Source organism: Mycobacterium sp., assembly GCF_044223235.1.
Lineage (GTDB): Bacteria > Actinomycetota > Actinomycetes > Mycobacteriales > Mycobacteriaceae > Mycobacterium.
This window is the reverse complement of record NZ_JBGAME010000002.1, coordinates 64,015-88,644: the sequence shown is the minus strand read 5'-3', so window position 1 is coordinate 88,644 and position 24,630 is coordinate 64,015. Positions and strand designations below refer to the sequence as shown.

General features: G+C 67.6%; 28 protein-coding genes and 1 pseudogene. 13 read left to right on the top strand and 16 right to left on the bottom strand.

Going from position 1 to position 24,630, the window contains the following annotated elements; all coding sequences use genetic code 11:
- Positions 1–104 precede the first annotated feature (104 nt).
- The 3 genes from ADBZ6K_RS03475 to ADBZ6K_RS03465 all read left to right on the top strand — a co-directional run bounded on the left by ADBZ6K_RS03475 (position 105) and on the right by ADBZ6K_RS03465 (position 3,679).
- Entirely contained in the window at positions 105–512 is a 408-nt protein-coding gene (locus tag ADBZ6K_RS03475) for a TIGR03668 family PPOX class F420-dependent oxidoreductase (protein WP_526344463.1), read from the top strand.
- Between the two features lie 215 nt (positions 513–727).
- Complete coding sequence (locus tag ADBZ6K_RS03470) at positions 728–2,908, top strand: elongation factor G-like protein EF-G2 (protein ID WP_526344462.1); 2,181 nt, start codon at positions 728–730, stop codon at positions 2,906–2,908.
- A 48-nt stretch (positions 2,909–2,956) separates the two neighbouring features.
- Complete coding sequence (locus ADBZ6K_RS03465; RefSeq protein ID WP_526344461.1) at positions 2,957–3,679, top strand: sigma-70 family RNA polymerase sigma factor; 723 nt, start codon at positions 2,957–2,959, stop codon at positions 3,677–3,679.
- Between the two features lie 32 nt (positions 3,680–3,711).
- On the opposite strand, the gene ADBZ6K_RS03460 is transcribed toward ADBZ6K_RS03465, so the two are convergent.
- Entirely contained in the window at positions 3,712–4,662 is a 951-nt protein-coding gene (locus ADBZ6K_RS03460) for a DMT family transporter (protein WP_526344460.1), read from the bottom strand.
- A gap of 99 nt (positions 4,663–4,761) precedes the next feature.
- On the bottom strand, positions 4,762–5,022 hold the full coding sequence (locus tag ADBZ6K_RS03455; protein WP_526344459.1) for a hypothetical protein: 261 nt from the start codon (positions 5,020–5,022) through the stop codon (positions 4,762–4,764).
- Positions 5,023–5,187: 165 nt separating this feature from the next.
- On the opposite strand from ADBZ6K_RS03455, the gene ADBZ6K_RS03450 reads away from it, so the two are divergent.
- Positions 5,188–5,415, top strand: a complete 228-nt coding sequence (locus ADBZ6K_RS03450; RefSeq protein ID WP_526344458.1) for a hypothetical protein — start codon at positions 5,188–5,190, stop codon at positions 5,413–5,415.
- Here the strand turns inward: ADBZ6K_RS03450 and ADBZ6K_RS03445 are convergent, their stop codons facing one another.
- Both ADBZ6K_RS03445 and ADBZ6K_RS03440 read right to left on the bottom strand, forming a co-directional pair.
- Positions 5,416–6,222 carry a hypothetical protein gene (locus ADBZ6K_RS03445; RefSeq protein ID WP_526344457.1) on the bottom strand — a complete coding sequence of 269 codons (807 nt, stop codon included), beginning with the start codon at positions 6,220–6,222 and terminating at the stop codon, positions 5,416–5,418.
- Positions 6,223–6,248: 26 nt separating this feature from the next.
- Positions 6,249–6,992, bottom strand: a complete 744-nt coding sequence (locus tag ADBZ6K_RS03440) for a DUF427 domain-containing protein (protein ID WP_526344858.1) — start codon at positions 6,990–6,992, stop codon at positions 6,249–6,251.
- 361 nt (positions 6,993–7,353) lie between these two features.
- Between ADBZ6K_RS03440 and ADBZ6K_RS03435 the strand changes: the two genes are divergently transcribed.
- The 3 genes from ADBZ6K_RS03435 (at position 7,354) to lipE (ending at position 9,578) form a co-directional block, all read left to right on the top strand.
- Positions 7,354–7,755, top strand: coding sequence for a hemophore-related protein (locus ADBZ6K_RS03435; protein WP_526344456.1), 402 nt, complete (start codon positions 7,354–7,356; stop codon positions 7,753–7,755).
- A gap of 99 nt (positions 7,756–7,854) precedes the next feature.
- The gene (locus ADBZ6K_RS03430) at positions 7,855–8,334 is read left to right on the top strand and encodes a peroxynitrite isomerase (RefSeq protein ID WP_526344455.1); all 480 of its coding nucleotides are present in this window, start codon (positions 7,855–7,857) and stop codon (positions 8,332–8,334) included.
- Positions 8,331–9,578, top strand: coding sequence for a lipase LipE (gene lipE, locus ADBZ6K_RS03425; protein ID WP_526344454.1), 1,248 nt, complete (start codon positions 8,331–8,333; stop codon positions 9,576–9,578). Before ADBZ6K_RS03430 ends, lipE begins: the two co-directional genes overlap by 4 nt.
- A 17-nt stretch (positions 9,579–9,595) precedes the next feature.
- On the opposite strand, the gene ADBZ6K_RS03420 is transcribed toward lipE, so the two are convergent.
- Genes ADBZ6K_RS03420 through ADBZ6K_RS03410 form a run of 3 tightly spaced genes read right to left on the bottom strand, consistent with a single transcriptional unit; the run spans position 9,596 to position 11,236 of the window.
- Entirely contained in the window at positions 9,596–10,387 is a 792-nt protein-coding gene (locus tag ADBZ6K_RS03420; RefSeq protein WP_526344452.1) for a glutaminyl-peptide cyclotransferase, read from the bottom strand.
- A gap of 40 nt (positions 10,388–10,427) precedes the next feature.
- Positions 10,428–10,859 (bottom strand): PPOX class F420-dependent oxidoreductase, encoded by a 432-nt coding sequence (locus ADBZ6K_RS03415; RefSeq protein ID WP_526344450.1) that lies wholly within the window; start codon positions 10,857–10,859, stop codon positions 10,428–10,430.
- Positions 10,860–10,912: 53 nt separating this feature from the next.
- Positions 10,913–11,236 carry an RNA-binding protein gene (locus tag ADBZ6K_RS03410; protein ID WP_526344449.1) on the bottom strand — a complete coding sequence of 108 codons (324 nt, stop codon included), beginning with the start codon at positions 11,234–11,236 and terminating at the stop codon, positions 10,913–10,915.
- Positions 11,237–11,403: 167 nt separating this feature from the next.
- Here ADBZ6K_RS03410 and ADBZ6K_RS03405 point away from each other — a divergent pair, with 167 nt between their 5' ends.
- The 6 genes from ADBZ6K_RS03405 (at position 11,404) to ADBZ6K_RS03380 (ending at position 14,735) form a co-directional block, all read left to right on the top strand.
- Positions 11,404–11,856, top strand: a complete 453-nt coding sequence (locus tag ADBZ6K_RS03405; RefSeq protein WP_526344448.1) for an Rv1352/Rv1906c domain-containing protein — start codon at positions 11,404–11,406, stop codon at positions 11,854–11,856.
- A 190-nt stretch (positions 11,857–12,046) separates the two neighbouring features.
- Positions 12,047–12,361 carry a hypothetical protein gene (locus tag ADBZ6K_RS03400; RefSeq protein WP_526344447.1) on the top strand — a complete coding sequence of 105 codons (315 nt, stop codon included), beginning with the start codon at positions 12,047–12,049 and terminating at the stop codon, positions 12,359–12,361.
- A 164-nt stretch (positions 12,362–12,525) separates the two neighbouring features.
- Positions 12,526–12,933 carry a TOBE domain-containing protein gene (locus ADBZ6K_RS03395; protein WP_526344446.1) on the top strand — a complete coding sequence of 136 codons (408 nt, stop codon included), beginning with the start codon at positions 12,526–12,528 and terminating at the stop codon, positions 12,931–12,933.
- Positions 12,930–13,745 carry a molybdate ABC transporter substrate-binding protein gene (modA, locus tag ADBZ6K_RS03390; protein WP_526344445.1) on the top strand — a complete coding sequence of 272 codons (816 nt, stop codon included), beginning with the start codon at positions 12,930–12,932 and terminating at the stop codon, positions 13,743–13,745. Before ADBZ6K_RS03395 ends, modA begins: the two co-directional genes overlap by 4 nt.
- 57 nt (positions 13,746–13,802) lie before the next feature.
- Positions 13,803–14,165 carry a DUF1622 domain-containing protein gene (locus ADBZ6K_RS03385; protein ID WP_526344444.1) on the top strand — a complete coding sequence of 121 codons (363 nt, stop codon included), beginning with the start codon at positions 13,803–13,805 and terminating at the stop codon, positions 14,163–14,165.
- 99 nt (positions 14,166–14,264) lie between these two features.
- Positions 14,265–14,735: a DUF2231 domain-containing protein gene (locus tag ADBZ6K_RS03380; RefSeq protein WP_526344443.1), complete on the top strand. Its 471-nt coding sequence runs from the start codon at positions 14,265–14,267 to the stop codon at positions 14,733–14,735.
- Between the two features lie 6 nt (positions 14,736–14,741).
- On the opposite strand, the gene ADBZ6K_RS03375 is transcribed toward ADBZ6K_RS03380, so the two are convergent.
- The 9 genes and pseudogenes from ADBZ6K_RS03375 to ADBZ6K_RS03335 form a co-directional block, all read right to left on the bottom strand.
- On the bottom strand, positions 14,742–15,635 hold the full coding sequence (locus ADBZ6K_RS03375; RefSeq protein WP_526344442.1) for a M56 family metallopeptidase: 894 nt from the start codon (positions 15,633–15,635) through the stop codon (positions 14,742–14,744).
- Entirely contained in the window at positions 15,632–16,012 is a 381-nt protein-coding gene (locus ADBZ6K_RS03370) for a BlaI/MecI/CopY family transcriptional regulator (protein ID WP_526344441.1), read from the bottom strand. The genes ADBZ6K_RS03375 and ADBZ6K_RS03370 overlap by 4 nt, the downstream gene beginning before the upstream one ends.
- 58 nt (positions 16,013–16,070) lie before the next feature.
- Entirely contained in the window at positions 16,071–16,775 is a 705-nt protein-coding gene (locus ADBZ6K_RS03365) for a VIT1/CCC1 transporter family protein (protein WP_526344857.1), read from the bottom strand.
- A 235-nt stretch (positions 16,776–17,010) separates the two neighbouring features.
- Positions 17,011–20,961: an ATP-dependent RNA helicase HrpA gene (hrpA, locus tag ADBZ6K_RS03360; RefSeq protein ID WP_526344440.1), complete on the bottom strand. Its 3,951-nt coding sequence runs from the start codon at positions 20,959–20,961 to the stop codon at positions 17,011–17,013.
- 494 nt (positions 20,962–21,455) lie between these two features.
- On the bottom strand, positions 21,456–21,905 hold the full coding sequence (locus tag ADBZ6K_RS03355; RefSeq protein ID WP_526344439.1) for a hypothetical protein: 450 nt from the start codon (positions 21,903–21,905) through the stop codon (positions 21,456–21,458).
- A 261-nt stretch (positions 21,906–22,166) separates the two neighbouring features.
- Positions 22,167–22,496: pseudogene (locus ADBZ6K_RS03350) on the bottom strand (integrase core domain-containing protein); the annotation flags it as partial.
- 44 nt (positions 22,497–22,540) lie between these two features.
- A complete protein-coding gene (locus ADBZ6K_RS03345; RefSeq protein WP_526344437.1) occupies positions 22,541–22,948 on the bottom strand; it encodes a DUF5313 family protein in 408 nt (135 codons plus the stop codon).
- Between the two features lie 55 nt (positions 22,949–23,003).
- A complete protein-coding gene (locus ADBZ6K_RS03340) occupies positions 23,004–23,525 on the bottom strand; it encodes a MarR family winged helix-turn-helix transcriptional regulator (RefSeq protein WP_526344436.1) in 522 nt (173 codons plus the stop codon).
- Positions 23,526–23,609: 84 nt separating this feature from the next.
- Entirely contained in the window at positions 23,610–24,449 is an 840-nt protein-coding gene (locus ADBZ6K_RS03335) for an alpha/beta fold hydrolase (RefSeq protein WP_526344435.1), read from the bottom strand.
- Positions 24,450–24,630 lie beyond the last annotated feature (181 nt).

Genomic DNA, 24,630 nt, shown 5'->3' with positions numbered 1-24,630 from the left:
ACAGCCGGTCGATCTCCGCGTTGGCGCGTGCGAGGCTCCCGGCGGCCGGTATTCCCGGACGTTACGGCTTCCGGACGGGTCGCCGGGCTCAATAGGCTGTTCCCATGCCCGACCCCGATGCCGCTGCCCTGTTCGCGGACTGCCCGGTGGCGACGCTGGCGACCATCGGGCCTGGCGACGCGCCGCATCTCGTGCCGGTGGTGTTCGCTGTCCACAACGACGTCATCTACACCGCCGTCGACGCCAAGCGGAAGTCGACCCAGCGGCTGCGCCGGCTCGCCAACATCGAGGCCAATCCGCGTGTCAGCCTGCTCGCCGATCACTACAGCCCCGACTGGTCGCAGCTGTGGTGGGTGCGCGCCGACGGTGTCGCGGCGATCCACCACAGCGGTGAGGAGATGGCGACGGGTTACGCGCTGCTCCGCGAGAAGTACGTCCAGTACGAGCGGATAGCGCTGGACGGACCCGTCGTCACCGTCGAGGTGCTGCGCTGGTCGTCATGGCGGGCGTGACGCCGAGCGACGCACCGCGCAGGCCGCGCACACCTCACGAAGCGTCGTGACCGGTTGGCAATCCCGGGACCGGCTCGCTGCGACAACGCGTGTCGCCTGGGGCCCGCCGGCCGCGTCGCTCACATTCGCTCACATTCGGGGTCTCTTCGACCGCAACGCGGGACTTGTGCTCGGTGTCACATCGGGGAATTGTGGAATTAACAGGAAGGAACGTCATGGCAGACAAGGCGACAACTTCCCAGGGCAATGGGGCCGTTCCGACCGCGGACAGGCCCACCGCGATCCGCAACGTGGTCCTCGCGGGCCCGTCGGGTGCGGGTAAGACCACCCTGGTGGAATCCCTTCTCGTGGCGAGCGGCGTCCTTACCAGGGCGGGTTCGGTGGTCGATGGCAGCACCGTCTGCGACAGCGACGAGGCCGAGGTGGCACAGCAGCGCTCGGTGGGGCTGGCCCTGGCCCCGCTGATGCACGACGGAATCAAGATCAACCTCATCGACACGCCCGGTTACGCCGACTTCGTCGGTGAGTTGCGGGCGGGTCTGCGAGCGGCCGACTGTGCCCTGTTCGTGATCGCCGCCAACGAAGGTGTCGACGAGCCGACGAAGTCGCTGTGGCTGGAGTGCAGTCAGGTCGGCATGCCGAGAGCCGTTGTCATCACGAAACTCGATCACGCCCGGGCGAACTACCCGGGCGCTCTTGCGGCCGCTCAGGATGCGTTCGGCGACAAGGTACTGCCGCTGTACTTTCCCGCAGGAAGCGGGTTGATCGGGTTGCTGACCCAGTCGCACTACGAGTACGCCGAAGGCAAACGCACCGTCCATCCCCCGGACGGCTCCTACTCCGATCAGATCGAGAAACTCCGCGGCACCCTCATCGAGGGCATCATCGAGGAGTCCGAGGACGAGACCCTGATGGAGCGCTATCTGGGCGGCGAGGACATCGACCAGGGTGCGCTGATCGAGGATCTGGAGCGGGCGGTCGCGCGCGCCTCGTTCTTCCCGGTCATCCCCGTGTGCAGCGGAACCGGGGTCGGCACGTTCGAGCTGCTCGAGGTGGCGGCGCGGGGCTTTCCCTCACCGCCGGAACATCAGCTGCCCGAGGTGTTCAGCCCGCACGGGGCGGTGCGCAAGAGCCTGCCCTGCGATCCGGACGGCCCGCTGCTCGCCGAGGTGGTCAAGACGACATCGGATCCCTACGTCGGCAGGGTGAGCCTTGCCCGGGTGTTCTCGGGGACCATCAGACCCGACATGACCGTTCACGTGTCGGGTCATTTTTCGTCCTTTTTCGGTGACAATGCCACCCGCGGGCCGGGTGCTGGCCACGCCGACCTGAGCTCGATCGGGGGTCACGCCGACCACGACGAGGATGAGCGCATCGGCACGCTGTCATTCCCACTCGGCAAGCAGCAGCGTCCGGCGCCTTCGGTGGTGGCCGGCGACATCTGCGCCATCGGCAGGCTGAGCCGGGCCGAAACCGGTGACACGCTTTCCGACAAGAGCGATCCGCTGGTGCTGAAACCGTGGACCATGCCGGAACCGCTGCTGCCCGTCGCGGTGCAACCTCGCGCCAAGACCGATGAGGACAAGCTGTCGGTTGGGCTCGGCAGGCTGGCCGCCGAGGACCCGACGCTGCGGATCGAGCAGAACCCGGAGACGCACCAAATCGTGTTGTGGTGCATGGGTGAGGCCCACGCCGGTGTCGTGCTCGACGCGCTGGCCCGCAGATTCGGTGTGGCGGTGGACACGGTCGAGCTGCGCGTGCCGCTGCGGGAGACGTTCGGCGGGCACGCCAAGGGTCACGGCCGCCATGTCAAGCAGTCCGGTGGGCACGGGCAGTACGCGGTCTGCGACATCGAGGTCGAGCCGCTGCCCGAGGGCTCGGGATTCGAGTTCGTCGACAAGGTTGTCGGCGGGGCCGTCCCGCGGCAGTTCATCCCGAGTGTGGAGAAGGGTGTCCGCGCGCAGATGGAGAAGGGCGTCGCCGCCGGCTATCCGATGGTGGACATCCGCGTGACCCTGTTTGACGGCAAGGCCCACAGCGTCGACTCGTCCGACTTCGCGTTCCAGATGGCGGGCAGCCTGGCACTGCGGGAGGCGGCTGCGGCGACGCGGATCAACCTGCTCGAGCCGGTCGACGAGGTGGGGGTGCTGGTGCCCGACGATCTGGTCGGCCCCGTGATGAGCGATCTATCCAGCAGACGCGGACGCGTCCTGGGCACCGAGAATGTCGGCGAGGACCGCACCCTGGTCAGGGCCGACATCCCCGAGGTCGAGCTGACGCGGTATGCGATCGACCTGCGTTCGCTGTCCCATGGCGCGGGCTCCTTCACCCGCTCCTTCGCCCGATACGAACCGATGCCCGAATCGGCCGCCTCCAAGGTGCGCGCCACGGTCTGACGGTTTCTGGCCGGAGCACGGCGTCTACCTGCTAGCCGGTAGACGTGGATGGACGCTGGCCGGAGGGGCGTTCGGGTGCCTGCCCTGACGACTTCGGATCACCGAGACGGAATCTTTGAGCCAAGCCCGGAACATCCCCGGAACCTTGTCAAGGAGAGCCCGATGCAGATCGCCGACCACGATACCGCAGCAGACCTCGCCACCCGGTTCGAACGCGAGGCCGCCCCGTTGCGCGCCGAGCTGTACCAGCGTGCACTGCGATTGACCCGCAACCACCACGACGCCGAAGACCTGCTGCAGGAGACCATGGCCAACGCCTATCGCGGCTTCCGGATGTTCCGGGAAGGCAGCAACTTCCGGGCGTGGCTGTACCGCATCGAGACCAACGCCTACATCAACGGCTACCGCAAGCGGCAGCGCAGCCCGCAGCAGAGTCCGATCGCCGATATCAGCGATTTGCAGCTTGCGGACAACGCGGCGCAGTCGTCGCGCGGCCTGCGTTCAGCGGAGGAACTCGCGCTCGAATCGCTGCCGGACAGCGACGTCAAGACGGCAATGCAGGCACTGCCGGAGCAGTTCCGGACGGCGGTGTACTACGCCGACGTGGTCGGCTACCAGTTCAAGGAGATCGCGCAGCTGACCGATGTGCCGCTGGGCACTGTGATGAGCCGCCTGCACCGCGGACGCCGTCAACTGCGCCGTCTGCTGGCACACACCGCTCAGGAACGCGGCTACGCCATTCCCGACGAGACTTATCGCGCCGCCGGGTGAGTGCGACCAGCGATCTGCAGCGCTCCGCGCGGTCAGGCCGCGCGGCGTGGCGTGCTGTCGGATCTGGCGGCGCGCCGCGTCTTGCCCGATTTCGCGGCCCGCCGTGCGACCTCGGCTTCGAGTTTCTCCTCGTATGCGCCCTCGTCACGGCCCAGCGCGACGGTCGCCGCGACCATCGCCGCCGTGGAGACCGCCAGCACGACCGGTTCGAGTCCTGTGATCGACATGTGCTCGCCCAGGATCATCGAACCGAGGAGCACCGCGACCACCGGCTCGAGCACCAGCATGGTCGGGACCGAGGTCTGCAGCGCGCCCGCGTGGAATGCGGACTGTTGCAACAGGGTGCCGACGACCCCGAGCAGCAGCAGGAGGTACAACGTCGGCGTGGTCAGAACGGCCGAACCGGCGCCGACCGCGACCATGTGCATCACGATCTTCGTCAGCACCGCTACCACGCCGAACAGCACGCCCACGGCCACGGCGAGCAGCACCGCCCGTCGCCAGCTGGCGGCGCGGGTGGCGACGATGACGCATGCCGTGGCCACGATCGCGGACACGACGACCACGGCGGTCGTCACGGGCACGGGCACGTTGTAGTTACCCGACGTGGCCTTGGCGAGGATCACGAAGACGGTCAGGGCGCTGGTCAGCACCAACGCCCACACCCATTCAGCCCTGGAGACCCGACGCCCCGCCATCCGCGCGCTCAGCGGCAGCGCGAACAACAGGGCGGAGACCAGCACCGGCTGCACCAACAGCAATGACCCGTAGACCAGCGCGATCGCCTGGAACCCGTATCCGGCCACCGCGGCGGCGGTGCCTGCCCACCACAACCGACGGTGGGCAAGTGTCTTGAGCATGACGGCGCTGACACCCTTTTCGGGGGGCACGTCCATCGTGGCGCGTTGCCGCACCACGATGCCGATCGCGGCGAAGATCGCCGCGAGCAGTGCAAAGAACACCGCCAACCCTTGGCCGACCAAGCGTGTCTACCTCTCTTCGCCCGCATCCGGAATGCGACAGCATCCACCACCGTAGAACGACGACCGACTGTTGGTCCTATCGAAGGTGAAGACCGGGACTCAGCTCGCCTCGCGCCGGGGGTCGGAGTCATCGCGGCGGGGAGCAATCTTGTTGGTGACCGTCGCCACCACCGAATCGACCCGGTGCACTGCCGCATCGCAGAATCCGCGAACCTTCTCACCCGCCTCGTCGACGTCGTCCGCCGCGCTCAGCAAATATGCGCGGACGTTGACCCGCAACCGCTCTCCGACGGCCCGGATATTGGTGCGCACCCGGTCGTCGACTTCCAGCGTGACGTACGGCAGTACTTGGATCCTCATGTGCGCACTCCCCGTCATGGATGGCTGCGCTCAGGATAACCGCGGACCCCCGCCGCGGCTCAGGCGTGCGCATCCTCGACGATGCCCACACCGGAATGTGCACGATCAAACACACGGCGCGCCCTCCGGATGACATCACATCTCGCGAGGCGCTACATTCTCTGCATGAGTGGGGCCGAAGACATCAGCGGGTTCCCGATCGGCTCCCGGGTTCGTACCACCGACGAATCTCAGGTCACCGGTGAGATCGTCGACGATTACGGGACGTTGGCGGGTACCGAGGTCATCGTCGACGAAAAACTCACCGTGCGCGCACGCAGGTACGCCGTCGCCCTCGATGACGGCGGGATCGCATTCCTCGACGACGACGCTATCGAGTTGATCGAGAGCTAGTTAGTCGCCACCCGCTGAGTCGGCTTCCACCCGGCCGAGGCGGGCCTTGGCAAGTCTTACCGACTCAGCCGCGGCGCGGTTGACCTCCTTGGCCTCGTCGTAGGCGCGCTGAGCCGCGTCAACCGCGGCCTCCGCGACCTCCAGCCTGCCGCGCGCGTCGTCGCGCCGTAGACGCGCGGCGGCGAGTTCTGCGTGGCGTTCGGACAACTCCTGATGTGCCCGGGAGTCGGCCTGCTCCGCGGCGATCAGCGCTGCCCTCTCCTCGTTCGTGCGCCGCGGCGGTGCCGGTGGTGCAGCCGGCGCGGACCGCACCGGTCGCCGCCCTGCGGTGTGAATCGTGGTGGTGTCCCCGAATCCGCCGAACCCGGACCAGCGCTCGGCCTTGACTAGCCGACCGAGCCTGGTGGCGGCGTCGGGGTCGGCGATCGCCGCCTGCAGCGTTCCGGTGACATCCTCGCGCAGCGCGGCCGACGGGTCGGATACCGCGGCTGCCTCGAAGGCGGCGCGGCACAGTTCGTCGACGAGCGCCCGCTGTTGGCGCGACAGCACCCGAATTTCCGTACCGTCCATCGCGGCGTGCGCGGCGCGCAACCGCTCGCCGAGCCCGGTCATCCGCTCCCGCGCATCCGGGACCTTCCGGACGAGCAGGTTCACCACCCAGGCTGCCGTGGTGGGTCGGCGGGCGGCGGATATCCGCTTTGCGGCCTCCGCGTCGCCACGGCGCTTGGCCGCCGAGGCGAGGCGCGCCCGCGTCGCGGTGAACTCGGTGGGCTCGACCCCGTACAACTCGTCCAGCTCGTCGGCCATACGGGCCATGATCCCGCCCGGGCGCGCTAGCCGAAATGCGTGTGCGGCCGCGTGAGCGCGATACCGTCCACGATGAGCTCGACCTTCTCGTTGTAGAACGCCACCATGCGGGCGATCGCTGCGACGGCCGCCAGCGGGTAGTCGTACGCCCACGCGAGATCCGGGTGTTCCGTGTCTGCGGTGCGCACCGACCAGTACTGCGAGGTCTCCCCCTTGTAAGGGCACACGGTCCGGGTGGCGCTGGACTCGAGATACTCGAAGGCGACGTCCGAGCGGTCGAGGTAATACCGTGTCGGCAGCCCGGTTTCGAACAGCAGCACCGGAGAGCGGGTATCCGCGAGCACGACGCCGTCCAGCTCGACGCGGACATGGCGATGCGAGCGCAGCGCATCGACGCGCACGTACGGGCTGCGCGGGTGCCCGACGATCGGCTCATCCTCCTCGAACCAGTGCAGACTGTCCCACTCGAAGCGCACCGTCCCGGCCAGAAGACCGTCACCGTTCGTGTCGAAGACGCGGGCGGCGCCCGCCCGGGTATGCCCGTCGGCCACCAATGAGTGCAGCCGTGACAGGCCGAACTGAACCCGCTGCGGGTGACCGTCGTCCCGCAGGAACTCCCGCCGGACATCGGTCAGTGGGACGTAGTACATGGGGTAGTAGGGCACCTCCCACACATACCGCGCCGCCAGGGTGTCGAATACCAGCTCGCCGCCGAGGTAGCCACGAATCCGCCGCGGCACCGGTTCGACCCGACCACGCGCGGCCGCCATCTGCGGATAGTCGCGCCGGGGGTCCTCAGATTCTGCGGTCACGGGGCATTGTCGCGCGTCGGGATGATCATGCGCAGGCGATCGCGCTATTCATAACAATTCGATGACATCGAATATCACGATCAATTAAGGGCTCGCCGTGCATCTTGAGAATTCTCACGAATGCCTCGCCGATCTCGGCGAATACTCAGCCACAAGGCGCTAATTGCGGCGGATTTCACCGCAGTGGGCGGTAACACCGCCGGCGGCGGGAGCGAAGCGCCCCTGCGGGTTTGGTTTAGCGAGTGCCCGCCTCGGCTACCTTGGATTTCGGGCGGGGTAAACAGCGACCTGATTCGCACACAACAAGAAAAGGGTGATCATGAAATCCAGCGCTGATTCCGCGCGCCGGAAATTCTCCGGCGCATTTGCGGGCGCACTGCTCGGGGGACTCGCCACGGCGGTGGTCGCGGCGCCGTCCGCATCCGCGGCACCGCAGCAGTGCTCGGCGGACGGGCTGGCCAACACGGTCCGCACGGTCACCGGCGACACGCAGCAGTATCTGGCCACCCACCCGGGTGCGGGCCAGGTGCTCACCGCGGCGGCCAACCAGCCGTACGCCGAGGCACAGGCAAACGTGCGGGGATACTTCACGGCCAATCCGGGTGAGTACTACGAACTGCGCGGCATCCTCGCGCCGCTCGGTGACACGGAGCGGCAGTGCAACGTTTCGCTCCTGCCCCCGCAGCTCGCGATCGCCTACAACGAGTTCATGGCGGGCTGATCGAGATCATGGCGGGCTGACCGGCGCCGCACCACCCAATCCGTCCGCAACCGCACGCCGAAGGCCGGTCGGCGCGGTAGCCGCCGTAGTCTGACAGGCGTGGCCGATCTCCATCCCGCCATCGCCGTCCTCGCGCCCCTGCTCGGCACGTGGGTGGGTCAGGGCGCCGGCGAGTACCCGACGATCAAGCCGTTTCGCTATCTCGAGGAAATCAGCTTCAGCCACGTGGGCAAGCCGTTCCTGGCCTACAGCCAGCGAACGAAGGCCGAGGACGACGGCCGGCCGCTGCACGCGGAGGCGGGCTATCTCAGAGCACCCTCCGCCGACCGGGTCGAATGGATTCTCGCCCATCCGACCGGAATCACCGAGATAGAGGAGGGCACGCTGTCGGTGCGCGGGTCCACGCTCGTGATGGAACTCATCTCCACCTCGATCGGCCTGAGCGCGTCGGCCAAAGATGTTATGGCCCTGAGTCGTTCGATTCGAGTCGATGGCGACGAACTGACCTACTCGGTGCGGATGGGAGCCGTCGGGCAGCCCGTCCAGCACCATCTGGGTGCCACCCTGCACAGGCAATGAACTCCCAAGAGCCAGGCCGGATTCGCGTACCGACCGACCTCGATGCCGTCACCTCTGTCGGCGAGGAGGACCACAGCGGCGTCGACGCGGCATCGATCGAGCGGATCTGGGAGGCGGTGCGGCACTGGTATCGCGCCGGAATGCATCCGGCGATCCAGCTGTGCCTTCGCCGCGACGGCGCCGTCGTGTTGAACCGGGCGATCGGCCACGGCTGGGGTAACGGACCCTGCGACCTGCCGGATGCCGAAAAGGTCACGGCCACAACGGAAACGCCATTCTGCGTGTACTCCGCGGCCAAGGCGGTGACGACGACGGTCGTGCATATGCTTGTCGAACGCGGGAGCTTCTCACTCGACGATCGCGTCTGCGACTATCTGCCCGAGTACACGAGTCACGGCAAAGACCGCACGACGATCAGGCATGTGATCACGCACAGCGCCGGGGTCCCCTTCGCCACCGGACCGCGGCCGAACCTCAAACGCCTGGGCGACAGCGAGTACGCCCGCCGCATGCTCGGCGAGCTCAAACCCCTGCATCGTCCGGGCCTGGCACATATCTACCACGGGGTGACGTGGGGCCCGCTGGTCCGCGAGATCGTGTCCGCGGCCACCGGCAGGAACATCCGCGACATCCTCGCGTCCGAGATCCTCGAGCCGCTCGGCTTCCGATGGACGAACTACGGTGTGGCCGAACACGATGTCGAGCTGGTCGCGCCGAGCCACGCCACCGGCGCGCCCTTGCCCGCCCCGATCGCGGCGGCGTTTCGCACTGCGATCGGGGGGACGATGCACCAGGTCATCCCGTTCACCAACACACCGCGCTTCCTGACCGGGGTCGTGCCGTCCTCCAACACGGTGTCGACCGCGAACGAACTGTCCCGGTTCGCCGAAATCCTGCTCCGCGGAGGCGAACTCGACGGCGTGCGGGTGTTACGCCCGGAGACGCTGCGCGGCGCGACGGCGCAGTGCCGGCGGCTGCGCCCCGATATCGCCACCGGCCTCACGCCACTGCGCTGGGGCACCGGCTACATGCTGGGGTCGACGAGGTTCGGCCCGTTCGGGCGGGACGCGCCCGCCGCATTCGGGCATACCGGCCTGGTGAACATCGCGGTGTGGGCCGACCCCGATCGCGGGCTCGCCGCCGGCTTGGTCAGCAGCGGAAAGCCCGGCAGGCATCGCGAAGCCAACCGGTATCCGGCTCTGCTGGACCGCATAACCGCCGAGATCCCGCGAATCGGTGCATGATTCGGCACCGCGGGCAGCTAGTGAGCGCCGCCGGTGTCGATCCGCACCCGGAAGGCCGATGGCCAGTCCTTACCGGTGAGCAGAAAGTCACTGCCCTCGATATGGGCGATGCCGTTGAGGACCTGCGCATTGGTCCTGGTGTCGGCTTTCCACAGGCCCGACGCGTCGACGACGAGGTTCACTCGGCCGGTGCTGGGTTCGATCCGCACGATGGTGTCGGTCGGCCACACGTTGGCCCATACCTGGCCGTCCACGCATTCGAGTTCGTTGAGGCCGATCAGCGGGATTCCGTCGCGGGTGACCTTGACCCCGCCGGTCTCGGTGAGGTCAGCGGTGTCATGGAACCGCAGCAGATCGGTGCCGTCGCTGTGGATCAGCCTGTCACCGTCTCGGCACAGACCCCAGCCTTCCCCCGCCAGCGGTACCTCCCGCACCGGCGTGAAGCTCGCCTTGTCCCATTCGACGGCCACGCCGTCCCGGTAGGTGAGCTGCCAGATCCGGTCGCCGACGACGGTGATGCCCTCACCGAAGTACTCGTGCGGAAGGGGAGCCGCGCGCAGCACTGCTCCGGTGGCGGGTTCCACGCGCCTCAGCTCGGAATCACCCCACCCGCCCGTGCCCTCATAGAGGGCGGGACCGTCGAATTCGAGGCCTTCCGTGAATGCGTTGTCGTCGTGGGGCACCTCGGCGAGCACGGTCGGCTTGACCACCGGGGCGGTCTCAGGTTGCGCCAGCGCCGTTCCCCCCGCGGCGATCAGGGCGCCCGCCACCGTCACGACCAGTGCACACACTCCGAGGGGCCCGATCATCCCTCAGTTCTACCCGGCCCGTTCCAGGAAGGCCCGCAGGTCAGCGAATCCGCTCCCCGTAGACCCGCTCGATCCTCATCGTCATCAAGACCCTGCGATCGGACACCATCACGGAGCGATACTCATCCCAGTCCGGATGCTCACCCGCCGCACTGCGGTAGTAATCGACGAGCGCCTCCACCTCCGGGCCATGTGGGTCGCTGCCCGGACCGGTCAGCGTCACGGGTCCCTCGGCCGTGGCCCATGACCAGCCGTCTGCGCTGGTGACCTCGATCGCGGCGCGGGGATCGCGCCGCAGATTCGCCGTCTTGGCCCGGCCTTCGGTCATCGACACGTGGATGACCTCGGCGGTCCTGTCGTAGGACGGTGTGACCGGGGAGAGCTGAGGCATCCCGTTGGATTTGATGGTTGCAAGTACGCCGAGTCGGCCCTCCGCCAGGAGGGTTCTCGGATCGAATGTGACGTCGGTCATGATTGGGGCAACTGGCCGCCGCACGGCGGCATTCCCGGCGGCGGCCCGGTGCCTCAGACGCAGCCGCTCACGCTCACTCGCCGGCCGACGTCGGCGCAGACACTCACGTCTGGGCGCGGCGGATAGTAGACCGGCGGAGGAGGTGGGGGTGGTGGCGGATAGGCAGGCGGTGGCACGTACGCAGGCGGGGGCGGCGGTGGCAGCGCGTCGTTGAGCTCGTAGAACGGGTCGGCGCATCCGCTGACATCGACATGGGCCCCGCCCACCGAACCGCACACCGTTGCCCCGCTCGACGGGGCGGCGGCGATCGAGACACCGGTGCCGATGGCGGCGGCGGCCATGCACACGACGACGACCCTTGCGACTGGAAGTGCCATCTCACCCTTTCATTCGGCTGCGACGTTGCTGTCGCGCACACATATCGTGCGGCCTGCACCGCAGGCTGTCTCGACTTCGCACGACAAATTGTCGACCCTGTGAGCCAGCTGCGCGCAAAGGAAGGCGGCGTGGTCATATTTGCCGAGCCCGTCTAAGCTGTTGGTCGATGTGGGCATCGAGGATCGTGGCAACAGTGGCGCTGGCCGGCGCCGCGTGGTCGTTCGCACCCGGGGTCGCCTCGGCGGATCCCGATGCCACGCCCGCACCGGCACCTCCCGCCGCTGTGACGATCGACGGCAACGGAACGTACGCGGTCGGGACCGACATCCAGCCGGGCACCTACAGCTCGGCCGGCCCCGGTGACGGCGGCGTCTGCTACTGGAAGCGCGCCAACGGCGACTCCATCGTGGACAACGCGATGACCAAGAAGCCACAGATCGTGCGGATCGACGCGACCGACACGACGTTCACCACCAATGACTGCCAGACCTGGCAGCTGACGCAGTGCCCGCCGGTCTGCGCACCCGCCCCTGCGTCGCCGTGGGGACTTCTCGCCGACCTCAACGGCTACATCCTGAGCCATCAGGGCGCCGCCCCACCCGCAGGCAGCAGTCCGTAGCGCGTCGCGCCTGACTCGATGCTCTGCGCCCCTTGGGAGACTTCTGTTCGACAGCTTGACAATGTCTGTGCACCAAGCGATTAAAGGTCCGCTGATCATACGGCAACCTCAATGTGGAACCTCTTCGCGTTGAACCGATCCGGCGTCTCGAACATGTCGATAACGGCCCCTCACGATTGGAGGAAACCTCATGAAGCGTTCCGTGATCCTCCCCGGCCCGGTCGCCGTGTTAGTCGCGGTGTCGCCGGCCGGAGTTGCACTTGCCGACAATCCACACGACGCCTGCGACAACCCGAACAGCACCGGTCAACCGAACCAGGAAGCCGGGTCTCCGGCCTCGCCGGTCTCGCCGCCGGGCTTCAGCAGCGGCGGGTTCGCCAACGCGGAGACACGCTATGCCAACCCGGACTCCAAGGGGGGAACCAGTAGCGGCAATCCCCACGTCGTGAGCCAATACGACGTCGCCGCCTTCCAGATCTCCAACAACCACGGACATACGAAGTAAGGCGCTTCGCCCGCACACGGCTGGCTGCTTCTGCCCCGCCAGCACCGGGGGGTGGGCCGCGGGCGATCGACGTAACGAGCATGACTCCGCAGATACGGTGATATTCAGATTAAAAAAGCGCAGATGCGGTTGTTTCGGCGTAATCGTCTGGCTACCATTCGGCGGTGCCGAAGCTGCGTATTCGTGATGCCGCCGATCTTCTGGGGGTCAGCGACGACACCGTTCGCCGGTGGATCGACGACGGCAATCTCCCGGCGACCTACGACGACGCGCGACGCAAGGTGATCGACGGCGCCGCTCTGGCGCAGTTCGCCCGAGCCAACGCCGGGGCGGCTCCACGCGATCCGCTCGGCATCGCCAGCTCGGCGCGCAACCGGTTCACCGGGCTTGTCACCAACGTCATCACCGACACGGTGATGGCCCAGGTCGAGATGCAGTGCGGACCGTTCACTGTCGTCTCCCTGATGAGCTCGGAGGCCGTTCGGGAACTCAAGCTCGAGCCCGGCAGCATCGCCGTCGCCGTCGTCAAAGCCACCACGGTGATCGTCGAAACACCGAAAGGACAGTCATGACACCGGCGAGGAGCCTGGTGCTGGCGGGCGTCGTGGCGCTGGCGCTGGTCACCGGATGCGGATCGGGAAGCAATTCATCCTCGGGCACAACGACATCGGGCACGACGACATCCGCGCCACCGGACGCCTCGTCGGAGGGTGGCGAGATCATGGTGTTCGCAGCCGCCTCCCTGAAGTCCACGTTCACCGAGATCGCTGATCAGTTCAAAACCGACAATCCGGGCTCGTCGGTGGAGTTTTCCTTCGCCGGCTCATCTGACCTGGTCACCCAGCTCACCCAGGGTGCACACGCCGATGTCTTCGCGTCGGCCGACAGCAGGAACATGGACAAGGCCGCGCAGGCCGGCCTACTCGACGGTCAGCCGCTCAACTTCGCGTCGAACACCCTGACGATCGCCGTGACGCCGGGAAACCCGAAGAGCATCACGTCATTTCAGGATCTGACCAAGCCGGGTGTCAGTGTGGTCATCTGCGCCGAGCCGGTGCCGTGCGGCGGGGCGACCAAGAAGGTCGAGGACGCCACCGGGGTGACGCTGTCCCCCGTCAGCGAGGAGACCTCCGTCACCGACGTGCTGAACAAGGTGACGACCGGGCAGGCGGACGCAGGCGTCGTCTACGTCACCGATGCCATCGGCGCGGGTGACAAGGTCGCGGCGGTCCCATTCCACGAGGCTGACCAGGCCGTCAACACCTACCCGATCGCGGTACTCAAGGGCTCCACGCACCAGGAGCTGGCGCAGAAGTTCGTCGACCTCGTCACCAGCGAAACGGGGCAGAAGGTCTTGGCCAAGGCCGGATTCGCCGGGGGCTGATCCGCGAATACGGCGCGCTGCCCGGCTCCGTGGCCTTAGCTCTTCTACTGTTCGGCCATGGGCTTCGTCGAGGCCGTCGAGACGGTCGGCACCGTGATCGACGGTGTGGGTGTGGCGATCATCGCCATCGGCACCGTGTGGGCATCGGTGGTCGCGGCCCGCCGCGCGCTCGGCAAGGACGCGGACGTCTACCGCAGGCTGCGCGGTGACCTGGGCCGCTCGATCCTGCTCGGGCTGGAGTTTCTGGTGGCCGCGGACATCATCAAGACGGTTGCGGTCACCCCGGATGCCCGCAACATCGCGGTGCTGGCAGGCATCGTCGCGATCCGGACCTTCCTAAGCTTCTCACTGGAGCTCGAGATCACCGGCCGCTGGCCCTGGCAGCAACGGTCCACCGCGTCCGCATCCGAGTCCGGATAGCGCGCACCGGCGGAAGGACCGCCGTGAGTGCCTGTCGGCCGACTGTGATCTTGATGTGCGCGTCCACCCAACTACTACAAGTTATGTAGTATTTTTGTCGTGTCCACCGTGAACGGTCTTCCCGCCCATGTCCTTTTGGTGCATTTCCTCGTCGTACTCACGCCCTTGACGGCCGCGCTGTCCGTCGTCTGCGCGCTGTGGCCGGCGGCGCTGCGCCGCCTCGTCTGGCTTGTACTGGCGCTCGCGATCGCGTGCGTCGCACTCACCCCACTCACGACGGAGGCCGGCGAATGGCTCGAGCACCGGGTGGGCGAGAGCACCGCGGTCGAGGCACACGCCGCACTCGGCGACACGATGCTGTACTTCTCGGCCGCGATCCTCGTCGCGGCGGTGGGGCTTGTCGTGGTACACCTACGCGGCAATCGTGGACGGCCACTGCCTCGCCTTCTGGCAGGTGCGGTGTCGGCACTGGTCATCGTCGCCGCGGTTGCCGCGACCGTCCAGGTCTACCGGATCGGCGATTCGGGGGCGCAATCCGCGTGGGGTGAAGTCGCGGCGGGCGGCGAATAGCGCCGATCAGCCGACCACCACCGAGACCGCCTCACCCGGTTCGGGGGTTATCCGGTCCTGGGCGACGTCCGCGCTCATGCCCAGATCGGCGGCGACGCCGACGACGAGGACGACAGCGACCGCCAGCGCCCAGCGGCGCTGCCTGCCCGGCGCGGTGCCCTGCAAGGCCTGCACTCGACGCACGACGTCCCGACAGCCGCCGTCGATCCGTCCGGCCGTGTCATGGCGGGCGGAACTTGTTCGTGCGGACAGCATCGCCGCCCGGGCAACGGCGCGTGCCGCCACCGCCCGGTCGGGATGCGCCGCCGACTCGTCGGCCTGCCGTTCGGCCGCGTAGCGCACGACCCGCGGCCATCCGGCCAACAGCGGATTCAGGCACGCCGCGATCTCGACAGCATGGATGTACAAATGGTGCCGGGATCGCAGGTGTGCCCGTTCGTGTCGGATCACCGCAGCCATCTCGTCGTCGGGCAACGCCTCACACAGGCCGGTGGTCAACACCACCACGGCGCCACGACCCGGGACGGCGAACGCGGCGGGCCAGTCGTCATCGACCGTGAGCACACCGCCGGGTCGGCCATGGCCGGCGTGGCGGAACGGCGCACCGCCGCGCCAACTCGACCGCACGCGGACACCGTGCCCGACGGCCCGACAGGCGCCGATACCGATGGCGAGCACCAGCCCGGTGGCCACCGGCCGGCCCAGGGGGTGCTGGGCCGTCGCCGCGATGCTTGCCGCCGCCACAACCGCCGTCGTGGTGGCCCCCGCCAGCAACAGCGCTCCCACACTTGTCAAGCGGAGCAGCCAGACCGGCGTGAACACCGCATCCAGCCGGGGCAACACAACCGCGAGCACACCTGCCAGACACCACGATCCGGCCAGCACGGCCCAGACCGTCACCGCCGGCGCTTCGCGTCGTCGGACTTTTCGAGTAACTCCGCCAGTACCGCCTCGTCCTCGGGCGCCAGGCCGGCGACGAAGTTGGCCAGCACGTCGGCGCGTTCCGCGCGGCCATCGAGTTCGCGCCGCATCCTCATCGCCGCCTCCAGTGCCGGCATTTCGCCGGTACGAACGGCCAATTCATAGGTGTAGGCGCGGCCCTGCCTGGTCCGGGTCAGCAGGCCCTTGCGGGTCAGCCGGGTGAGCGCGGTCATGACCGTGGTGTGCGCCAACTCGCCGTCGAGCGCCGCCCGCACCTGCGAGACGCTCAGTGGTGCACCGGCTGCCTCGAGGACATCGATGACCGCGTCCTCGAGCGCCCCGGATTCTCTTCGCACACAACTCACCTCCCGACGTTTCGGTCAGGATAGGCCCCATCGATGTCGGCGATCACGGTCAGCCGATCACGCCGCCGACCAGGTGTCCGATCGCGTACGTCACGGCGAGCGCCAGGCCGCCGCCCACGACGTTGCGCAGAACCGCCCGCCCGACGGGTGCTCCGCCCAGACGCGCACTGACCAACCCCGTGATCGCGAGCGCGATGAGCACGGTCACGACCGTGACGGGGACGCGTAGCGACGTTGGTGGCAGGAGGATGGCCACCAATGGCAGCACAGCTCCCGTCGTGAACGACAGCGCGGAGGAGAACGCCGCCGCCCAGGGGTTGGTCAAAACGTCAGGGTCGATACCGAGTTCAGCCTCGGCGTGGGCCGCGAATGCATCGTGGTCGGTGAGCTGCTCGGCCACCGACCGGGCCGTCGACGCGGCGAGCCCCTTCTTCTCGTAGATGTCCGTCAATTCGTCGAGTTCGGCGGCGGGGTCGTCGCGCAGCTCGCGCCGTTCCTTGCTCAGCAGTGCACGTTCGGTATCGCGCTGGGTGCTCACCGATACGTATTCGCCCAGCGCCATCGACACCGCACCGGCCGCCAGCCCCGCGATACCCGCCATCGCGATCGGCGCGCGATCGGCCGTTGCCGCTGCGACACCGACGACGATGCCCGCCGTGGATACGATCCCGTCATTGGCACCAAGTACGCCCGCCCGCAGCCAGTTCAGCTTCGACGAAACCGAACCGACGTGCGGCTCACCGGAATGGGACATTTGCTCCACACCGCAAGGCTATGGCCAATCACCAAGCGCCACAAGCAAACCTAGGCTAGCCGAAGCGCTCCTCACGCACCACCGTCATCTGCGGCGTCACGTCTGTGAACACCGTCTCCAGGTAGTGGAGAACCCTCTCGTACTGCAGCCCGTTGGCCACGGGCCCATCTCGGTGGTGGGATCGTTGGGGTCGCCGAGCTTGATCCAACTCGTGTTCATCGGCGTTCAGCAAATCTCAGCTGACGACTGCGTCGATCGCCCGGTGGATCCGCTGCTCGCTGACCGGCCGGGCGGTGCCCAGCTGCTGGGCCCACAGACTCACCCGCAGCTCCTCGATCATCCACGCGATGTCGCGCACGTCGGCCGCAGCCGCGCGCCCCGGCGAGAGTGCCTGCAGCAGATTGTCGTAGGCATCCTCGACGGCATGCACCCTGCCCATCCGTTCACGGTCGGCGTTCAGCGCGTGCGGCAGCCGCTCGAGGCGCCTCAGGATGGCGGTGAGGTAGCGGGTGAGATCGGCCAGGCGCGACCTGCCCGCCGCGGTGACGAATCCCGGCGGCAACAGCACACTCAGCTGTGTCCGGATGTCCTCGATCGAATCTGCTTGCGCCGCCGACGGTTTGTCGGGAATCGCGATGTCGACGTCATGCGCGGCGGCGAGCACGTCCTCGACGCGGCCGACGATCTCGAGGGTGGTCGGCACCAAGCCAGCCGCGACGCGGTCCCGCTGCGCCGCGAAGGCGGCGCGGGTCCACACCGGTTCCTGCGCGAGCACATCCACCGCGGCGTCGGCGCAGTCGTCGAGCAGCGCGGCCAGCGAACCGTCCGGATTGTTGCCGAGTACCAGACGGCTGCGCGGGGAGAGGGCCCGCTCCAGGGCCTTGCCGGCCGACGGCACCGAAAGCCGAAGCAGCCTGCGGGTACCGGGTCTCATCGCGGTGTCCTGTTCGATCCGGGTGGGGAAGACCCGCACGTCCACTGTCGCGCCCGCGTCGACCAGCGCGGGGAACCCGCGGACGGTGTGGCCGCCCCGGGCGCCTTCGACGCTGCGCGGCAGCTCATCGAGATCGTCCGGCCACGTGCGCAGCCCGGTTCGTTCCAGATCGCCGGCAACGGCATCGGCGACGGCTTGCCGCATCGGCGCGGCGAGTTGTTCCTGCAGCGCCCCCAGGTCCTTGCCACGGGCCACCTCGATGCCGTCGGGTGACTCGACGGCGAAGGTCACCCGCAGATGCGCGGGCAGCTTGTCCAGGTCGAACGCGCCGACCGGCACGAGAACTCCTGTGCGCCTGCGCAGTTCGCGTTGCAGGGCCTCCAACAGCGGCTCGGCACCCGGCTGGATCGCGGCGAGCACCGCGCGGGCGGTGTCGGGTGCGGGAACGAAGTTGCGGCGCAGGTCTTTCGGCAGCGAGCGGATCAGTGCGGTGACCAGTTCCTCGCGCAGTGCGGGCACCTGCCAGCCGAACTCCTCACCGCCGAGACGGGCCAGCACCCCGACCGGTATGTGCACCGTCACGCCGTCGTCGTCGGCGCCCGGCTCGAACCGATAGGTCAGCGGCAGTGACGTGTCACCGGCACGCCAGGTGTCGGGCCGGTCGGCCGTGTTCTCCTCCGCACGCAGCAGCTCGTCACGGGTGAAGGTCAGCAGGTCGGGCGTCTTATGCCGCTGCTTTTTCCACCAGCCGTCGAAATGCCGCGCCGACACGACCCCGGCGGGGATGCGGGTGTCGTAGAGCTCATAGACCGCGTCGTCGCCCACCAGCAGGTCGCGTCGGCGGGCGCGCTCCTCCAGCTCGGCGAGTTCCTCGCGCAGCCGGGCGTTGTCGCGGAAGAAGTGATGCCGGGTCTGCCAGTCGCCCTCGACCAGCGCGTGCCGGATGAACAGGTCGCGCGCCACGTCCGGCTCGATGTCGGCGTATCCGACGCGGCGGCGCGGCACCAGCGGAAGGCCGTAGAGGGTCACCCTTTCGAAGGCCATCACCGCTCCGCGCTTGGCATCCCAGTGCGGCTCGCTGTAGGTGCGCTGCACCAGATGCCCGGCGACACGCTCGACGGTCTCCGGTTCGATCCGTGCCGCTATGCGCCCGTACAGCCGGCTGGTCTCGACGAGGTCGGCGACCACGATCCAGCGGGGCGGCCGCTTCGTCAGCACGGATCCAGGCGCAAGGACGAACCGCGCGTTGCGGGCTCCCAGATAATCCCGGGCCTCCCCTTCCCGAAGTCCGACGTGCGACAACAATCCTGCCACCAGCGCTGCGTGCACGCGCGCGGGGTCGGCGGGTTCGCCGGCCCCGCCACCTTCCTTCAACCCGAGTCCAGCCGCGATGCTGCGCAGCTGTCCCGTCAGGTCCTGCCATTCGCGAATCCGCAGGTAATGCAGGAACTCCTCACGGCACATCCGCCGAAATGCGTTACCCGAACGCGCCTTTCGCTGCTCGGCGAGGTAGTTCCACAGGTTGAGGTACGAGGTGAAGTCGGAGTGTTCGTCGGCGAAGCGGGCGTGCTTCTGGCGCGCGGCCTCCTCGCGGTCGGTCGGGCGCTCCCGCGGGTCGGGGATCGACAGCGCCGCGGCCAGCACCAGCACCTCCCGCACGCAACCTTCGGCGTCGGCCTGCAGGATCATCCGGCCCAGCCGCGGGTCGATCGGCAGCTGGGCCAGGCGGCGGCCGACATCGGTGATGGCCGGCTGATGTGCGCCGGCCGCATCCGCTCCGCGGGCATCGAACGCGCCGAGTTCCTGCAGCAGCTGCACGCCGTCGCGGATACTGCGCCGGTCGGGGGGATCGAGGAACGGGAACGCCTCGATGTCTCCCAGGCCCAGCGCCGCCATCTGCAGGATCACCGACGCGAGGTTGGTCCGCAGGATCTCCGGATCGGTGTAGTGCGGCCGTGATTCGAAGTCCGGCTCGGAGTAGAGGCGGATGCACACACCGGGCGCGGTACGACCGGATCGGCCCGCTCGTTGCGCGGCGGAGGCCTGCGAGATGGGCTCGATCGGCAGCCGCTGTACCTTGGTGCGCCTGCTGTAGCGGGAGATGCGAGCGGTGCCGGGATCGACGACGTAGCGCACGCCCGGAACGGTGAGGGATGTCTCGGCGACGTTGGTGGACAGCACGATTCGTCTGCCGGTATGCGGCGAGAAGACCTTCTGCTGCTCGGCGGTGGGCAGCCGGGCGTACAGCGGAAGCACCTCGGTGGTCAGCGGGTCGAGTGCACCGCGCAGCGCCTCGGCGGTGTCGCGGATCTCCCGTTCGCCGGACAGGAACACCAGCACATCGCCCGGTGGTTCGGCGGCCAGCTCATGCACCGCGTCCACGATGGCTTCGGTCTGATCGCGCATCTCGGTGCGCACGACGTCATGGTCGGGATCGTCGGGATCGTCGTCGTCATCGGAGGGTGCGGGGACTTCCAGTGGGCGGTACCGGATCTCGACCGGGTAGGTGCGGCCGGAGACCTCGACGATCGGGGCGGGGCCACCCTCAGTAGCGAAGTGCGCGGCGAAACGTTCCGGCTCGATCGTCGCCGACGTGACGATCACCTTCAGATCGGGCCTGCGGGGCAACAGCTCTCGGAGGTAGCCGAGCAGGAAGTCGATGTTGAGGCTGCGTTCGTGCGCCTCGTCCAGGATCAGGGTGTCGTAGCGGAGCAGCCTGCGGTCACGCTGGATCTCGGCCAGCAGGATGCCGTCGGTCATCAGCTTGACCAGGGTGCGGTTGCTGACCTGATCGGTGAACCGGACGGTGTAGCCGACCGCGTCGCCCAGCGGCGTGCCGAGTTCGTCGGCGATGCGCTGGGCCACAGTGCGGGCCGCCAGCCGCCGCGGCTGGGTGTGGCCGATGGTGCCGTTGATTCCGCGGCCGAGTTCCAGGCAGATCTTGGGCAGCTGGGTGGTCTTGCCCGATCCCGTCGCCCCGGCCACCACCACCACCTGATGCTCGGCGATGGCCCTGGCGATTTCGTCTCGCCGTTCGCTGACCGGCAGGTCGGGGTAGGTGATCGCGGGCACGGCCCCCAACCGCGCCGCGATCAGACCCTCCGCGGCCGTGACCTGTTCCGCAATCCGATCCAGCTGCTCGGTAGCCCTGTGGCTCCTCAGCCTTCGCCCGAGCCGGTCGGCATCGCGGATCGTCAGGCCGTCGAGGCGCGCACGAAGCTCGCGCACGTGGTCGCTGGACGGTTCGGACACTCCGCCAACAATAGGCCGCCGGGCGATCGGCGCCCCGGCACGGGATCACCGGCGACCCGCCCGCGACGCCGTTGCCAGCTCGCAAGCCGGCGCGGGATCAGAATTCTCGTCGGCAACGTCGCCGACTACCTGATCGTGCTGGCCAACGTCGAACCCGGCCATGCCCCGACGACGTTCCTCGTCGACGCCGGCACTCCCGACGTGAAGATCCCCAACGTCCCCGAATTCTCTTGGAAGTGGGTATGTGCGGGCGTGTCGTGGACCGAGGCGAATTCGGGTCTACGGTTCAAACGTGCTCTCCGCTGCCGCCCCAGCAAAGACGTGGCCAGTGCTGACAACCACCGGCCGCGAGACCTGGCCGGCCAGATACTCCGACGTAATTGGATGCCTCCAAACAGCTAGTCGCGTGCGCGCCTCAGCTGAGGGTCGCGAAGGGGGTACGAAGTCCGCCCGCCACCAGGAGTCGCGTGGACCGTCTTCAGCGTTGTTCTTGCTCATCCCGCTTCGCAGGGTGTCGTGATGGCTTGCCCCTGGGCTTCCAGAATCACCTCACCTCCGCAGCGCGCCGTGACCCTGTTGGCGTCGCCGGAGATGAGCGCGGTGCTGCCGTCGGTTGCCGTGACGGTGTTGAAGTTTCCGATGTACACCTGCGCGGAACTGTTATTCGTGGCTCGCACGGTGTTGAAGTTGCCGTCGTAGGCTCCAGCGGAGCTGCCATCTCGCGCGATCGCGGTGTTTCCACTACCGGCGTAGCCCGCACTCGCATCGCTGTCGTTGTCGGCGATCGCCGTGTTGAACAACCCCGCGGCAGCCGAATAACTGTTATTGGTGGCGATAGCGACATTTCCGAAAGGCCCGATCGCCCCCGCCTCGCTGTCGTTGGCCGCATAAGCGAAGTTCAGGCCGTTTGTGAATGCCGTGCTCGGACCGCCGTCGTCCATCACCGTGACACCGCCGACCGAGACGGAAACATCGGCCCACGCCGCTCCGGCGAACGGGACAGACATCGTTGCTGCGGCGACCGCGCCAATGAGAGGTTTTGGGATCATCTTCCGTCCTCCCCGGCAAAGTTAGCAGCGCATCAGTCAAGACTGTATGTGCGTATAGCAACGAGCGGACGGAAATGGCTGTGAACTGTCCGATCGCAGCAATCATCCTCACGGCCTAGCGACGGGGTGAGGGGGACCCGTTTGGTGGTCCAGTCGCTATGCGGCTTGGGGTTGGTGGGTCGTGGCCCACTGTAGAGCGAACTCGGCTGGGATGAGTTCTCCGTGGGCGGAGTGGGGCCTGTCAGCGTTGTAGTCGCAGCGCCAGTCTTCGATGATGACGCGGGCTTCCAATAGCGAGTCGAAGCGCCACGCGTTGAGTAGTTCATCACGGAGCCGACCGTTGAACGATTCAAATTAGGCGTTCTGCCAGGGCGAGCCGGGATCAATGAAAAGTGAACCAGCACTGTTGAATCGGCACCAGTCATGCACGGCGTGCGCCACGTATTCGGGACCGTTGTCGAAGCGCACGTAGTGCGCTACGCCGCGCTCACCGGTCCGGTGAGACGATCCAAAACATCGACGACGCGCGTCTACTGGCCGGACGACGCCCCCCGATACATCGAGTCGTAACGCTGGGTCTTGTCCGCGATGGACTCCGAGTTGCGTTCGGCGAGCGTCCGTCGCAGGGTGCCGTCCGGGAATCCGTGCTTGAGCAGACGGTGCTCGGCCGACTGATCGATGTAGGACAGCGCGTACATCAATGCCAGTCCCACACCGCCCAGGATCGCCAGCCAGGTGATCCAGGTCGGACCCGCGATCACCAGCCCGACGACTGCGAGGGGGACGAGCACCGCGACGGTCCGCACGATCTGGCGGACCCAGCGCGTCGGCCCGGCCAGGTCGTGTAAGACCCACTCGCGGTAGCGGGGGGCCAGGGTGCCCCCGTAGACGTACCAGAACCAGCGCACCGGGTCCGGGCGGGTGTACGTGTCGCTCATGGGTTCTTCCTCCATTGCCTGCGTAGATGGTCGGTGGCCGTGTTTCGACCGGCTGTCAGGGTTCGGTGTGCGGCGCCGGTTCGTCACCGGGCCGGGCCAGCGCGCCCGCGGCCAGCGCCGCGGCGTTCACTCCGGTCAGCACGTCCCTCAGACGTTCGAGCTCCTCGAGGCTGACGCCGAGCCGCTCGACCACGGCGAAGGGAATCGCCAGGGCCCGCTCGCGCAGTGCGATGCCATCCTCGGTGAGGCTGACATCGGTGGCGCGCTCGTCGGTGAGGCTGCGGGTGCGTGTCACCAAACCCATCGACTCCAGGCGTTTGAGCATCGGCGACAGCGTCGCCGAGTCGAGCTGAAGGGACGCGGCAATCTGCTTGACCGACAGCGGATCCCGCGAGGCCTCGGAGCGGTGGTGATCCCACAGCGCCAGCATGACGAGGTACTGGGGATGGGTGAGGCCCATCGGCTCCAGCAGCGGCCGGTACACGGCGAGTACCGCGCGGTTGGTGACCGCGAGCGCGAAGCACACCTGCTGGTCGAGCGCGAGGGGGTCGTCGGTGAACGAGTCCAATGTGGGCACTAACTAACCGTACACTAATAGATAGTGCACTAACAATCTAGGCATGGGTGACGCGCACCACCGGCGCGGCCACGGAGTGCGGGCTCAGCCGTTGGGCGGCGCGGCGCCGACAAATCGCGTCACCGCGTCGATCGCCGCCGGCTCGGTGAGCACGGTGTAGTGGTCGGCATCGACATCGACGACCAATCGGCCGGCCGCGGTGGCCGCGAAACGCTCCGCATCCGCGGCCGCCACCACCAGCCCGCCTTCCGGCCCCATCGGCCTGGTGGCCCGCACCACCAGGACCGGGCATTCGATTCGGGTCCACACCTGGTAGATGTCCTGCGTGGTCGCGTACACACTGTCCTCGGTTACCGCCGCCAGAGAGGTGCGAATCCGGACACCGTCGTCAACCGGTTCGAACTCCCAGTCGAAGTACTTGTCCCAGAACGAGTCCCACGCGATTACCCCGCCGGAGCGGATGTACTCCACCGCCGCATCCGTCGACGGGAAAGTCTGGCCGAGCCGACTGACCGATCGGGCGATGGGGATCAACGCACTCGCTTCGGGAACCCCCAGCGCATCGAGGGAGACCAGCCGCGTGCACCGCGCGGGATGTGCCGCCGCCAGCACCATGCCGATGAATCCGCCCATCGAGTGGCCGATCACCTCGAACGAATGGGCGTCGAAGCGATCGGCGAGTTCGATCAGGTCACGCACGTGGTTGTCCCAGCCATAGGAACCGGGCGGGGTGACCTCGCTGTGCCCTCGGCCGCGCAGATCCATCGTCACCACGTGACGGCCCGCGCCCACGAGGTGGGACACGCAGCGATCGAACGACCGGCAGTTGGCGGACAGCCCGTGCACACACAGGATCAGGGGCCCCTGCGGATCACCGTGCGATTCGACGTGCAATGCACCGGACGTCAACTGGACGCGACTCACAGGCCTCAACATTACGGGGCCTAACATTACGGGCGGCCAGTTGCGGCCAAGTGCACGTTGCGAGCGACCCGCAGGAATTACCATCGTTCGCGACAGCAGCATAGTTTCTCGGACAGGGCAGGGTGTTGGGGTACCGGTCGGTCGTATCCATTGACGGCACCCGTCTTCGCGTTTGGGACAA